This is a genomic window from Streptomyces olivochromogenes (genome assembly GCF_001514115.1).
Lineage (GTDB): Bacteria > Actinomycetota > Actinomycetes > Streptomycetales > Streptomycetaceae > Streptomyces > Streptomyces olivochromogenes.
Genome location: NZ_KQ948456.1, coordinates 155,851 through 169,775, shown reverse-complemented (window position 1 = coordinate 169,775; position 13,925 = coordinate 155,851). Strand labels below are relative to the sequence as shown.

Here is a 13,925-nt window from a genome sequence, read left to right as displayed (position 1 = left end):
CCAGACTTCTCCTGACCTCAGACTGGTACCAGAGTGTCCTTATCCTGGTAGAAGCACTACCTGGCAACAGGTTCCGGCGACCGGCAGGCTGGAGGCATGACGACGATGACGCAGGAGAGCACCGTTCCCCGGGCCGTGGAGGCCATGGACCCTGCTCAGCGGGCTGTGTCCGTGACTTCTCCCCGGCCGGTGGACCCCGAGCCGCACGGCACCGCCGCCCCCCGCGGCAGCGAGATCCGGCGGCACGAGCTCGCCACCTTCCTGCGCAACCGCCGTGAGCGCATCACGCCGGAGCAGGTCGGACTGCCCCGTGGCCGCCGCCGGCGCACGCCGGGCCTGCGCCGCGAGGAGGTCGCGCAGCTCTCCGCCGTCGGCGTCACCTGGTACACCTGGTTGGAACAGGCCCGCGACATCCAGGTCTCCGAACAGGTTCTCGACGCCCTGGCCCGCACCCTGCTGCTCGACTCCAGCGAGCGCGCCCACCTCTTCCGGCTGGCCGGAGCCGTCGACCCCACGCCCGCCGCGCGGTGCCCGACCATCACCCCGGCCCTGCTAGAGGTGCTGACCCAGCTGGAGCCAGTCCCGGCCTGCATCCAGAACAGCCGCTACGACATCCTGGCGTACAACCGCACGTACGCCCGGCTGATGATGCGCGACCTCGACGCCGTACCGCCCGAGGACCGCAACTGCATGGTCCTCGTCTACACCCACCCGGAGTGGCGCGAGTCGATCGTGCTCCTGGACGAGACCATGCGCATGATGGCGGCCAAGCTGCGCGGCTCGATGGCCGGCCATCTCGGCGAGCCCGCCTGGAAGATGCTGGTCAAGCGGCTGCGGACGGAGTCGGCGGAGTTCCGTGAGATCTGGGAGCGGTACGAGGTGTTCGGCGGCGTGCCCAGCAAGACCAAGCAGTTCCTGAACCCGTACGTCGGGCCGCTCACCCTCGACCACATCGACCTGTGGCTGGCCCCCGACATGGGCGCGCGCATGGTGACGTACGCCCCCATGGACGAGCAGAACCGCGAACGCCTGAGGAAGCTGCACGAGATCGCGCTGCGGGCGGAGACGGAAGCCGCCTAGCCCGACAGGGCCTGGAGCGAACACGCCTGGGCCGACAGGGTCTGAAGCGAACACGCCTGGAGCGCGCCTAGGCCCGGACGCCCACCGTGTCCCGGACCTCCGCCGACTCCAGCTGCCGTGCCGTCCGCTCGGCCGTCCCGCGTGCCCAGCGTCCGCTGGTCAGCGCGCCCAGGACGAGCACGGCCAGACCGCAGCCGGCGAGGATCCACCAGCCGGGGCGGGCGGCCGTCACGAACGTCTCCCGGTACGCCGAGGCCTGGATGCCGGAGGCGAGGACCGCGCCGACCACGGCGACACCGAGGGTGCCGCCGATCTGGCGGCTGGTGGAGGCGACGGCGGCCGCGACCCCGGCCTGGGTGCGGGGCATGCCGGAGACGGCGGTGTTGGTGATGGGGGCGTTCACGAAGCCGAAGCCGAGGCCGAAGAGGACGTACCCGATGACGAGCGTGACGTTCGACGTCTCGCCTTCGAACGCGGCGAAGAGAATCCCGCTCGCGGTCATCGAGACCCCCGCGATCAGCAGGGGCAGCCGCGGCCCCCGGTTGCCGACCAGCCGCCCCGAGATCGGCGCGCACACGAAGCACATGACCGCCATGGGCAGCATCCACAGGCCCGCGTGCAGCGCGTCCAGACCGCGCACGTTCTGCAGATAGAGCGTCGAGAGGAACAGGAACCCGCTGAGCGCGGCGAACGCGCTGATGGCGACGACCGTGGCCCCGCTGAACGGCGCCGAACGGAAGAAGCGCAGGTCGATGAGGGGTTCGGCGCGCCGGGGCTCGTACCACAGCAGGCCGAGCAGCGCGGCGACGGCGATCGTGCCGAAGGCGAGGGTCTGGGGGGCGCCGGAACTGGGCGCCTCGATGATCGCGTACGTCAGGGAGCCGAGCAGCGCGATGACGAGGAGCTGTCCGACCGGGTCGGGCCGGCGGGCCTTGGGGGCGCGGGACTCGGGGACGTAACGCCAGGTGAGCAGGAGCGCGGCGAGGCCGACCGGGAGGTTGATCCAGAAGATCGACCGCCAGCCGACCGAGTCCACGAGCAGGCCGCCGACGATCGGCCCCGCGGCCATCGATATGCCGACCACGCCACCCCAGGCACCGATCGCGCGGGCGCGCTCGCGCGGGTCCGTGAAGGTGTTGGTGATGATCGACATCGCGACCGGGTTCAGCATCGAGCCACCGACCGCCTGCACCATGCGGAAGGCGACGAGCGAGTCCAGGTTCGGAGCGACGGAGCACAGGACCGAGCCGAGGGTGAAGATCACCAGGCCCGCCTTGAAGACCCGGCGGCGGCCGATGCGGTCGGCGGTCGAGCCCGCGAGCATCAACAGCGACGCCAGGACCAGCGTGTACGCGTCGATGGTCCACTGGAGGCCGGCCACGCTCGCGTGCAGTTCCTTCTGCATCGAGGGGAGGGCGACGTTCAGGACCGTGTTGTCGAGGCTCACGATCAGCAGGCTCATGCAGCAGATCGCGAGGACGAGAAGCCGGTGGCGGGGACTGAGCTCGGGCATTCCTCCAGCCTACGCCCATGTCGATAGTGCGTCTAACTAATGACCCTCCCCTGACCCTCCCCTGACCCTCCCTGACCCTCCCTGACCTTCCCTGACCATCCCCTGACCCACCTCTGTTGCGCACCGCACTCGTTCATGACGGTCACCACAGTCATCGCACCCGTCCGCGTACGCGACAATGGGGGAATGTCCACGACCGCCCTCGCCCCCGCCACCCCGCTGTCGATCGGCCCCCACACCGTCCAGCCGCCCGTCGTCCTCGCCCCCATGGCCGGGATCACGAACGCGCCGTTCCGCACGCTGTGCCGCGAGTTCAGCGGCGGCAAGGGCCTGTTCGTCAGCGAGATGATCACCACGCGGGCGCTGGTCGAGCGCAACGAGAAGACCATGCAGCTGATCCGCTTCGACGCGACCGAGAAGCCGCGCTCGATCCAGCTGTACGGCGTGGACCCGGCGACCGTCGGCAAGGCCGTCCGCATGATCGCGGAGGAGGGCCTCGCCGACCACATCGACCTGAACTTCGGCTGCCCGGTCCCGAAGGTCACCCGCAAGGGCGGCGGCTCCGCCCTCCCGTACAAGCGCAACCTCCTGCGGGCGATCCTGCGCGAGGCCGTCAGCGGGGCGGGCGACCTCCCGGTGACGATGAAGATGCGCAAGGGCATCGACGACGACCACATCACGTTCCTCGACGCCGGACGGATCGCCGTCGAGGAAGGCGTCACCGCCATCGCCCTGCACGGCCGCACCGCCGCCCAGCACTACGGCGGCACGGCCGACTGGGACGCCATCGCGCGCCTCAAGGAGCACGTGCCGGAGATCCCCGTCCTCGGCAACGGCGACATCTGGTCGGCGGAGGACGCGCTGCGGATGGTGCGCGAGACCGGCTGCGACGGGGTCGTGGTCGGGCGCGGCTGCCTCGGCAGGCCGTGGCTGTTCGGCGACCTGGTGGCCGCCTTCGAGGGGCGCCAGGACGACTTCGCCCGCCCGACCCTGCGCGAGGTCGCGGCCGTCATGGTCCGCCACGCCACCCTGCTCGGCGAGTGGATCGGCGACGAGGCGCGCGGCGTCATCGACTTCCGCAAGCACGTGGCCTGGTACCTGAAGGGCTTCGCGGTCGGCTCCGAAATGCGCAAGCGGCTCGCGATCACGTCCTCCCTCGCCGAACTCTCCGACGGCCTCGCCGAGTTGGACCTCGACCAGCCCTGGCCGACGGGCGCGGACGGCCCGCGCGGCCGCACGTCCGGCAACAACCGGGTCGTCCTGCCGGACGGCTGGCTCAAGGACCCCTACGACTGCGCGGGCATCAGCGAGGACGCGGAGCTGGACACGTCCGGGGGCTGACTCTCCTGTCGGGGGCTCCCTCGAGCGCCCCGAAAGGGGCGCGGGGAACTGCGCGACCAGCCCCCAAGGCCCCGCACCCGACTTCCGGCCTCAAGCGCCCCCGACCGCCGTGAGCAGCGCGAGCGGTGCCGCCGCCGAACGGGACTCCCGTACGCACGCATGCGGATAAGGCACCGGCTCCCCGTGAGTCTCGCGGCCGTACCCCGCGAGGACCTCCGGCAGACGGTGGCCGGCGACCGTGGCGGCGTCGACGAGCGCGTGGGCGACCGTCCGGGCCTCGTCGTGCAGGCCGTAGCGGGCCAGCCCCAGCGTGATCAGCGCGTTGTCGTGCGGCCAGACCGAACCGCGGTGGTACGACAACGGGTGGTACGCCGGCTGGCCGGCCGCCAGGGTGCGCACACCCCAGCCGGAGAAGAAGTCCGGCTCCAGCAGGCGGCGGCCGACCAGTTCGCCGTACTCCTTGTCGAGCAGCCCCGACCACAGCAGGTGCCCGGCGTCCGAGGCGAGGGCGTCGACCTGACGCCCGTCACCGTCCAACGCCAGCGCGGGGAAGGCGTGTTCACTCATCCAGAAGTCCCGCTGGAAACGGTCACGGAGGTCGCCCGCCGCCTGTTCGAGCAGAGCGGCGTAGACCTCGTCGCCCCAGACCGTACGGGCCAGGTGGGCGGTGCGGCGCAGCGCGTCGTACGCGTATCCCTGCGCGCCCGCGGCCATCACCGGCCCACTGGGGCGGCTCCCGTCGGCGGAGCAGATCGCGCCGGGGGAGTCCTTCCAGTTCTGGTTGGCGAGGCCGCCGCCGTCCGCGCGGTAGACGAGATAGCCGACGGAGGTCAGACCGCCGTGGTCCAGCATCCAGCCGATCGCCGCCCGGGCGTTCGCCTCCAGCCGCCGGGCCAGGGCCGGGTCACCCGTCTGCTCGGTGTACGCGCCGAGCAGCACCAGGAACAGCGGCGTCGCGTCCACCGATCCGTAGTACCGCCCGTACGGCACCTGCCCGAAGTGCGCCAGCTCACCGTGCCGCACCTCGTGCACGATCTTGCCGGGCTGGGCCACCGCACCCGCCCCCACCTCGACCGCCTGCGTCGCGGCGAGCGCGGGCAGGGTGGCGGCGGCGAGCTCGGGGCGGTAGGGGAGCGCGAACAGGGAGGTCAGCAGGGCGTCGCGGCCCAGGAGCGTGAGGAACCACGGCACTCCGGCCGCCGGCACCCGCAGCTCCTCGCCGTCCGGGCCCGTCGCCGGGACCTGGAGCACCGCGAGATCGGACAGCCCGCGCGCACAGGCCGCGGCCAGCTCCGGCCAGCCGGTCGGGAAGGGCACGCCGTCCGCGAACTCGCCTTCCAGCGCGAGGATTCGTTCATTCGCCGCGGAGGGTGAGGCGGGCACCTCCGGGTCCTTCAGCGCCCCGTGCGGGCGGGCCGCCACGCGCAGCGCCAGCTCCGCCGAGGCGTGCGGTTCGAGGTCCAGGGTCCATACGAGGCGACGGGCGCCGGTGCCGGTCTCCTCGACCCCGTCCGGCGGCGGCTCGGAGGTGACCGTCGTACAGGACCGCCACTCCCCGCGCTGGTAGCTGAACTCCACCCCGTCATCGAGGACCTGACGCCCTCGTACGGCGCCGATCTTGGCGTACGTACGGTGGTCGGAGCGCAGCTCGAACTGGTCGGTGAAGTCGGCGTCCACGGTGAGCGCGATGCGCACCGTCGTGGGCGACGGGCGGTTGCTGGTGACGCGCAGCGCCTCCACGAACGCGCCGTCGGTGACGGCCTGTTCACGGAAGAGCGTGTACGCGGGCGGTTCGTTGCGCCCGCCGCGCGGGACGAGTACACAGCGCGCCGTGTCGCCGTCCGCGACCGGCGTCAGCGCCTCGGGCACCGCGCCGTCGACGGTCAGCTGCCAGCGGCTGAGGTGCCGGGCGTCCCGTACGAATAACCCGTCCGGGGAGCTGCCGCTGCGCACCCCGCTGATGTCCCCGCCGTCGCCCACGGCGGCGAACGTCCCACCGTGCACGAGCAGATGATGCCGGTCCGTCATCCCCGGTCCCCTCCCTTGGCGCCCGTCTCGAAAGAACTGTGTGGCGTGTGTGGCGTGTGTGATGCGTGCGATGTGTGTGGCGGCGTGCCCTGTGCCTTGTCGAACGCGCGGTGCCCCGGATGGGACACGACTTGCGTCGACCGATCTGCCTGGTCGGCTCGCGCGGGCTCGTGCAGGAGGTCCAGCGTCAGCGCGGCCGTCCAGCTGAAGCCGAGCGCGCCGCAGGCCTCGCCGGTGTACGGATCCACGTACTCCGCGAACCCGGACGAGTCGGCCGTCTCCAGCAGCGCCGCCCGCAACTCCTCCGCGCGCCCGTGCTCCCCGTGCAGCCGCAGCCCGCGCTCCAGCAGCCAGTTCGTGTTGAACCACGCCGGGCCGCGCCAGTAGCGGTGCGGGTCGAAGGCGTGCCCGGTCAGGTCGTAACTCGGCGCCAGGCGGGCGAGCCCGCCGAGCCCGAAGTGCGGGCCGCCCGCCGTGCGGACCAGGGTGGCGGCGATGTCGCGGGGGAGCGCGGGGAGGATGAGCGGGAGCAGTCCGGCCACGCTGCGCTCGGGGATGAGCGCACCGTCGCGAGAGCGCTGCTCCGAAGCGTGAGCACCGCTCTGGCGGGAGCGCCGCTCCGAAGCGAGAGCACTGCTCTCGGCAGAACACTGCTCCGGTGCGAGAGCACCGCTCCGAGAGCCCCGCTCCGACCCGTGAGCACCGCTCTCGGAAGAGCGCCGCTCCGAGGCGTGAGCACCGCTCTCAGGAGAGCGCCGCTCCGAACTGAGAGCGCTGCTCACGCCCCCGTCGCCCCCATCCCCGCCATACACATCCCGGCAGAAGAACATCCCCTCCGCCGGGTCCCACAGGCGCTCCACCAGCGCCGCCGTCAACCGTTCCGCGCGGGCGTGCCGCGCCGTCCCCGCCGCGCCCAGTTCCTGCGCGATCGCGGCGAGCGCGTGCTCGGAGGCGATCAGCAGCGCGTTGAACGCCGGGTCCTCGACGGCGAACTCGCCGGCGCCGTCGGCGTACCCGCCGTCCCGGTAGTCCGTCGCGAGTCGCACGTACCGGCCGTAGTCGAGGTCCGTCGGCCGGTCCTCCGCGGACCCGTGGTCGAGGTCGGCGCGGCGGAAGGAGCGCGGCGCGGCCGGGGTGACGCGGCTGAGCGGGGCGTCCCAGCACGGGCTGTTGTCCATGCCCTGCTCCCACGGGTGGACCACGGAGGCGAGCCCGCCGCCGCCCAGGTCCCGCCGGTGCAGCAGATAGCGGTGCCAGGCGGCCAGCCGGGGATACATCCGGGAGAGGAAGGAACGCGACCGGGACAGACCCGGGTCGGCCTGGTGCACCAGCCAGGCGGCGAGCGCGTGCACCGGTGGCTGCACGACGCCCGACGTCTGTACGGTGCGCGGGGCGCCCGCAGCGCGCCCCGCGGTCGAGGAGCGCCAGAAGTCGGGGCTCGGGAAGTAGGCGTCGAGCGGGACGGAGGGGTTGAACACGATGTGCGGAATACGGCCGTCACCCCATTGGGCGCCGAGCAGCGTCTCCAGTTCCGTCTGTGCCCTCAAGGGGGACAGGTGGCGCAGGCCGATCGCGATGAAGGCGGAGTCCCAGGACCACTGGTGCGGATACAGGCCGTGCGAGGGAACCGTGGACGTTCCCGTCCAGTTGCCTTCGAGTACCCGGGCGGCCCTGAGGTGCAGCGACCCGGCGGGCCGGTCGGGATCGTATACGTGCGCACCGGAGTGGGTGATCTCGTGCGAACCGGGCGGAGCGGGGGAACCCGAGGTGCGCGCGGGGACGGTGGTCCCCGTGCGGCGGATGGTGAGTTGGGTTGTGCTGTCCACTCAGGTCTCCCCGAAGACGTCCGGCCGATCGGTTCGGCACTAGCTACCGTAGGGTTACGTCTATTTAACACGCAAAACTCAATATGTAATGCAGAGTTGGTGAACGCAAGGGGTTGGGCATGACAGGCATGGCGGGGATGGCAGGAAGGGCGGCGAAGGCCATGAGGGCCGGGCATCAGGCAAGCGCCGGGGAACTGCTCGAACTGGTGCGCAGCGGGCGTGCCACGACGCGCGGCGCGCTGCAGCAGGCCACCGGTCTGTCGCGGGCCACCGTCGGCCAGCGCCTCGACCGGCTCTTCCGCGCGGGCTGGCTGCGCGAGGGCGCGGGCGGCCCGGTGGACTCCCCCCAGGGCGGCCGACCCTCGATCACCCTCGAGTTCGACGACGAACACGCCGTAGTCCTGGCCGCCGACCTCGACACCCGGCACGGCCGGGCCGCCGTCGTCTCGCTGAGCGGCGAGATCCAGGCCGAGCACCACGGAAGCCTGCGCATCGAGGACGGCCCGGACGCCGTGCTGGGCGAACTCGGCCGCTGGTTCGCCGAACTGCTGGAGAAGGCCGGGCAGCGCGCGGACGCGGTGTGCGGGATCGGGATCGCGGTGCCGGGCCCGGTCGACACCGACACCGGCAAGGTGGTGCAGCCGCCGATCATGCCCGGCTGGGACGGCTACGACATACGCGGGCGTCTGGGACGTGCCTTCGCCGAGCACGCCGGCATCAACAGCGCTGGTGGTGAGGGTGGCGCGGGTGGCGCCACGGGCGCCGGGGGCATGAGGAGCGGCGCCCGGATCCCCGTACTCGTCGACAACGACGCCAACCTGATGGCGTACGGGGAACAGCGCACCGGCTATCCGGACTGTTCGGCGTTCGCCCTGGTCAAGGTCTCCACCGGTATCGGTGCGGGCATGGTCGTCGGCGGCTCCATCTACCGGGGCGTCGACGGGGGTGCCGGGGACATCGGGCACATCCGGGTGGGCGCGGACGCGCTGTGCCGGTGTGGTTCGTACGGCTGTCTGGCCGCCGTCGCGAGCGGTGGCGCGGTGGCGCGCAGACTCGCCGAGTCCGGTGTCCCGGCCACCTCCGGATCGGATGTGCGCGATCTGCTGACGGCCGGGCACCCGGAGGCGATGGCGCTCGCGCGGGAGGCGGGGCGCCAGGTCGGGGACGTACTCGCGACCGTGGTGACCCTGCTGAATCCGGGTGTGCTGATGATCGCCGGGGATCTGGCCGGAACCCCGTTCCTCACGGGTGTGCGCGAGCTGCTGTACCAGCGGGCGCTGCCGCGTTCGACCGCTCATCTGGACGTGGTGACCTCGCGGCTCGGGGAGCGGGCGGGGCTGGTGGGGGCCGGTGCGCTGGTTGTGGAGTACCTGTACGCGCCGGAGCGGGTGGAGGAACGGCTGGCGGCGCTGGGTGTGTGACGCCTGGGTGACGCGTATGGGTGGCGGGGCGTGTGACATCCGTGTGTCGCGTTCGCGTCGCGTCCACATCGTGGTCCGCATGATGAAATTCGGGCCGTCTTCGCTGCGTGATTCTCGCCACCCTTGATAGGGGTGGCGCTCAGATGAGCGGATCTTGAGCGACTGCACTTCCCTAAGGGGTGGCACTCAGTGCCACCCCTTGATCGTTCATCGATTAAACTCAGACGTGTCACCGACCGCTCATCTGAGCGTATACTTCTCTCTGAGGGCATCTATTCGTTCAAGAAGTGAAAACATCGCCCCGTGACCGCTTGCCAAGGCTTGACTTTCAATCGAGTGGCGGACGGGTGGTTACAGGCTCATGACGTGCAAGTAGACGTACCCAGACGCCTTCGATCTGGGTATGTTCCTCGCCGTCAGGGCAGCCACCGCGACGTCGAGGAGTCGAGACTCGTGTCGGAAAACAAAGATCCCCATGTAGCCGAGAGCGGCGACAACGGCGTTGAGGGAACGAAGTTCGTTTACGACTTCACCGAAGGCAACAGGGACCTCAAGGACCTCCTCGGTGGCAAGGGTGCGAACCTCGCCGAGATGACCAACCTGGGCCTTCCCGTCCCTCCGGGCTTCACCATCACCACCGAGGCGTGCAAGACCTACCTCGGCAGCGGCGAGGAGCCGGCGGCACTGCGTGACGAGGTGAGCGCGCACCTCGAGGCCCTCGAAGCGGCGATGGGCAAGAAGCTCGGCCAGGCCGACGACCCTCTCCTCGTATCCGTCCGTTCCGGGGCGAAGTTCTCCATGCCGGGCATGATGGACACCGTGCTGAACATCGGCCTCTCCGACAAGTCGGTCCAGGGCCTCGCCAAGCAGGCCGGCGACGACCGCTTCGCGTGGGACTCGTACCGCCGCCTCATCCAGATGTTCGGCAAGACGGTCCTCGGTGTCGACGGCGAGCTCTTCGAGGACGCCCTGGACGCGGCGAAGACGGCCAAGAAGGTCACGGTCGACACGGAACTGGAGGCCGCGGACCTCAAGAAGCTGGTCACCAAGTTCAAGAGGATCGTCAAGACCGAGGCCGGCCGGGACTTCCCGCAGGACCCGCGCGAGCAGATGGACCTCGCGATCCACGCGGTCTTCGACTCCTGGAACACCGACCGCGCCAAGCTCTACCGCCGCCAGGAGCGCATCCCGCACGACCTCGGCACCGCGGTCAACGTCTGTTCGATGGTCTTCGGCAACCTCGGCCCCGACTCGGGCACGGGTGTGGCGTTCACGCGCGACCCCGCATCCGGCCACCAGGGCGTGTACGGCGACTACCTCCAGAACGCCCAGGGCGAGGACGTGGTCGCGGGCATCCGCAACACGGTCCCGCTCGCCGAGCTGGAGACGATCGACAAGAAGTCGTACGACCAGCTGATGCAGATCATGGAGACCCTGGAGAACCACTACAAGGATCTCTGCGACATCGAGTTCACCATCGAGCGCGGCCAGCTGTGGATGCTCCAGACCCGCGTCGGCAAGCGCACGGCAGGTGCGGCCTTCCGTATCGCCACGCAGCTGGTGGACCAGGGCCTGATCGACGAGGCGGAGGCCCTCCAGCGGGTGACGGGCGCCCAGCTCGCGCAGCTGATGTTCCCGCGCTTCGACGACCAGGCGAAGGTCGACCAGATCGGCCGGGGCATCGCGGCCTCGCCGGGCGCGGCGGTCGGCAAGGCGGTCTTCGACTCGTACACCGCGATCAAGTGGTCGCGTTCGGGCGAGAAGGTCATCCTGATCCGCCGTGAGACCAACCCCGACGACCTGGACGGCATGATCGCGGCCGAGGGCATCCTGACCTCGCGCGGCGGCAAGACCTCGCACGCCGCCGTCGTGGCGCGCGGCATGGGCAAGACGTGCGTGTGCGGCGCGGAGGAGCTCGAGGTCGACACCAAGCGGCGCCGGATGACGGCCCCGGGCGGAGTGGTCATCGAGGAGGGTGACGTCGTCTCGATCGACGGCTCGACGGGCAAGGTCTACCTGGGAGAGGTCCCGGTCGTGCCCTCCCCGGTCGTCGAGTACTTCGAGGGCCGGATGCACGCGGGCGCCGACGACGCGGACGAGCTGGTCGCGGCCGTCCACCGGATCATGGCGTACGCGGACCGGGTCCGCCGCCTGCGCGTGCGCGCCAACGCGGACAACGCGGAGGACGCCCTCCGCGCCCGCCGCTTCGGCGCGCAGGGCATCGGCCTGTGCCGCACCGAGCACATGTTCCTCGGCGACCGGCGCGAACTGGTCGAGCGTCTGATCCTGGCCGACACGGAGGCGGAGCGCGAGGACTCCCTCAAGGAGCTCCTGCCCCTCCAGAAGCGGGACTTCGTCGAACTCTTCGAGGCGATGGACGGCCTCCCGGTGACGATCCGTCTCCTGGACCCGCCGCTGCACGAGTTCCTGCCGGACGTGACCGAACTGTCCGTACGGGTGGCACTGGCCGAGTCGCGCGGCGACGCCAACGAGAACGACCTGCGCCTGCTCCAGGCCGTGCACCGCCTGCACGAGCAGAACCCGATGCTGGGTCTGCGCGGCGTACGTCTCGGCCTGGTCATCCCCGGCCTGTTCACCATGCAGGTACGGGCGATCGCGGAGGCGGCGGCCGAGCGCAAGAACGCCAAGGGCGACCCGCGGGCCGAGATCATGATCCCCCTCGTCGGTACGGTCCAGGAGCTGGAGATCGTCCGTGAGGAGGCAGACCAGGTCATCGCGGAGGTGCAGGCGGCCGCCGGCACGAACCTCAGGCTCGCCATCGGCACGATGATCGAACTCCCGCGGGCCGCCCTGACCGCCGGTCAGATCGCCGAGGCCGCCGAGTTCTTCTCCTTCGGTACGAACGACCTCACGCAGACCGTCTGGGGCTTCTCCCGGGACGACGTGGAGGCGAGCTTCTTCACCGCGTACCTGGAGAAGGGGATCTTCGGCGTCTCCCCCTTCGAGACCATCGACAAGGACGGTGTGGGTTCCCTGGTGAAGTCGGCCGTGGAGGCCGGCCGCGCCACCCGCCCCGACCTCAAGCTCGGTGTCTGCGGCGAACACGGCGGCGACCCCGAGTCCGTCCACTTCTTCCACGAGGTGGGACTGGACTACGTGTCCTGCTCCCCCTTCCGGATCCCGGTGGCACGCCTGGAGGCGGGCCGCGCGGCGTCGACGGCGAAGGGCAGCGACCACCGCTAGCCTGCCGGAACTCCGGAGCCGCCGACGGTCAACCCTGACCCTCACCGACGGCCGACGGCTCCGGCGTACGAAAGAAACGGGGCGGCACCTTGTGCGGAGGTGCCGCCCCGTCGTGCATCATCTGCGGAGACCGTCAAGCTACTGCGGAGACCGTCAAGCTACGCCGCTGACCAGGCGAGTTGGCGTTTGCCGGCGTTGGCTGCCGTTGAACCCGCGCGAAGCTGTTGCGCCCTCGTTGTGCCCTCCGGGTGGGGTTGGGTTCCGTCACGGGCGGACCGGCCGGTGGCGGAGCCCTCGCCCGGCGGTTGTTTGCGGGAGAGCGAGCGCGCTGAGCTGGAGCGGCTGCGGGCCGAGGCCGGGGAGAAGGACAAGCGCATCCGCGAGCGGCATGCCTGACCTGCGGCCCCGGATGGCGACGGGTCAGGGCCGATGGCAGCCTGGATGGCAACACCGTTCGTGTTCGCAGGAGGTGGAGTATCCGTGCAAAGCCACATGTCGCGCACCGGAAAACTGCTGAGCACCGCCGCGGCCGCCGCCCTGTCGGCCACGCTCTTCCCTGTCGTGGCGGCCCCGCCCGCGGCGGCCGTGACCTGCGACCAGGCCGCCGCCAACCGGGCCCCGACTGCCGGGACGATCACCCAGGCGAGGGCTGCCGTGATGTGCCTGATCAACGCGCAGCGCACACAGCGCGGGCTGCCTTCCCTCACCATTAGCCAGGCCCTGACGAACGCGGCCCAGCAGCATGCCGTCGCGGCCGTCCAGCTGAAGTGGTGGGGACCGGGCAAGGACCCGCACCGCAACCCCCAAACCGGCTCGACACCGCAGAGCCGCATCCAGGCGGCCGGATACTGTCCCAACCCCCGCTCGTGGGAGTTCAACGAGATCACGTACACCGGGTGGGGCGGATCGGGAACTCCGCAGGCCGCCGTCAACTGGTGGATGAACAGCCCCGCCCACCGCGCCATCATCCTCAAGCCGTCGCTGCGCGAGATAGGCCCGTGGGCCCAGCCCGGCTCGGCGGACCGGGCCGGGGCCTCGTCGCCCGGCGCCGGCACCTACGTCGTGACGTTCGGACGCTGCCAGCGGTGAATCCCCCATCGAGGTCTCTCGCGTGTGCAGGACCGCGCCAGTTGACGGGGGCAGTCGCGACAACCGGGGCGGCATTCGCCACGGAGGTGCCGCCCCGTCTTCACTCAGGCCGGGGCCCTCGTCCACGACGCACCTTCACCGTCATCGCCTCGGCGGAGTCCCTGTTCACCGCGGCCGTGATGGTGGCGACGGGTTCGAGGCCGTAGGTGCGGGCCTGATCCAACCGAGGCGCAGGACAGGCGCCGGCGCTGACCCGCCGCATCCTCGGCGTGGAAGAAGCACCGACGGCCGAGCGCGGTAGTTCAGCGAAGCCTGCGTGCGCTGTCCCGTCCTGATCGGCGCCGGTTCGCGCCTCTCGTGCTTCCGGATCACCTGATGGGATGGCGATTCGTAGGCAGAAGGTTTCAGCGCGTTACTGATCCA

General features: G+C 70.8%; 8 protein-coding genes. 5 read left to right on the top strand and 3 right to left on the bottom strand.

The window, feature by feature from the left end:
* Window positions 1-96: 96 nt before the first annotated feature.
* Window positions 97-1,080, top strand: a complete 984-nt coding sequence (locus AQJ27_RS18475) for a helix-turn-helix transcriptional regulator (RefSeq protein ID WP_235613468.1) — start codon at window positions 97-99, stop codon at window positions 1,078-1,080.
* A 67-nt stretch (window positions 1,081-1,147) separates the two neighbouring features.
* On the opposite strand, the gene AQJ27_RS18470 is transcribed toward AQJ27_RS18475, so the two are convergent.
* On the bottom strand, window positions 1,148-2,593 hold the full coding sequence (locus AQJ27_RS18470; RefSeq protein WP_067369768.1) for an MFS transporter: 1,446 nt from the start codon (window positions 2,591-2,593) through the stop codon (window positions 1,148-1,150).
* A gap of 186 nt (window positions 2,594-2,779) precedes the next feature.
* Here AQJ27_RS18470 and dusB point away from each other — a divergent pair, with 186 nt between their 5' ends.
* Window positions 2,780-3,934, top strand: a complete 1,155-nt coding sequence (gene dusB / locus AQJ27_RS18465; protein WP_067370563.1) for a tRNA dihydrouridine synthase DusB — start codon at window positions 2,780-2,782, stop codon at window positions 3,932-3,934.
* Between the two features lie 90 nt (window positions 3,935-4,024).
* Here dusB and AQJ27_RS18460 read toward each other — a convergent pair whose 3' ends face one another.
* Window positions 4,025-5,962 carry an amylo-alpha-1,6-glucosidase gene (locus tag AQJ27_RS18460; protein WP_067369766.1) on the bottom strand — a complete coding sequence of 646 codons (1,938 nt, stop codon included), beginning with the start codon at window positions 5,960-5,962 and terminating at the stop codon, window positions 4,025-4,027.
* Window positions 5,959-7,788: an MGH1-like glycoside hydrolase domain-containing protein gene (locus tag AQJ27_RS58685; RefSeq protein WP_079065069.1), complete on the bottom strand. Its 1,830-nt coding sequence runs from the start codon at window positions 7,786-7,788 to the stop codon at window positions 5,959-5,961. Before AQJ27_RS58685 ends, AQJ27_RS18460 begins: the two co-directional genes overlap by 4 nt.
* 128 nt (window positions 7,789-7,916) lie before the next feature.
* On the opposite strand from AQJ27_RS58685, the gene AQJ27_RS18450 reads away from it, so the two are divergent.
* From AQJ27_RS18450 to AQJ27_RS18435, 3 genes are all read left to right on the top strand, one after another.
* Window positions 7,917-9,209 (top strand): ROK family transcriptional regulator, encoded by a 1,293-nt coding sequence (locus tag AQJ27_RS18450; protein WP_235613489.1) that lies wholly within the window; start codon window positions 7,917-7,919, stop codon window positions 9,207-9,209.
* Between the two features lie 453 nt (window positions 9,210-9,662).
* On the top strand, window positions 9,663-12,413 hold the full coding sequence (gene ppdK, locus AQJ27_RS18445) for a pyruvate, phosphate dikinase (RefSeq protein WP_067369760.1): 2,751 nt from the start codon (window positions 9,663-9,665) through the stop codon (window positions 12,411-12,413).
* A gap of 480 nt (window positions 12,414-12,893) precedes the next feature.
* Window positions 12,894-13,502, top strand: coding sequence for a CAP domain-containing protein (locus AQJ27_RS18435; RefSeq protein ID WP_235613467.1), 609 nt, complete (start codon window positions 12,894-12,896; stop codon window positions 13,500-13,502).
* Window positions 13,503-13,925: the final 423 nt, after the last annotated feature.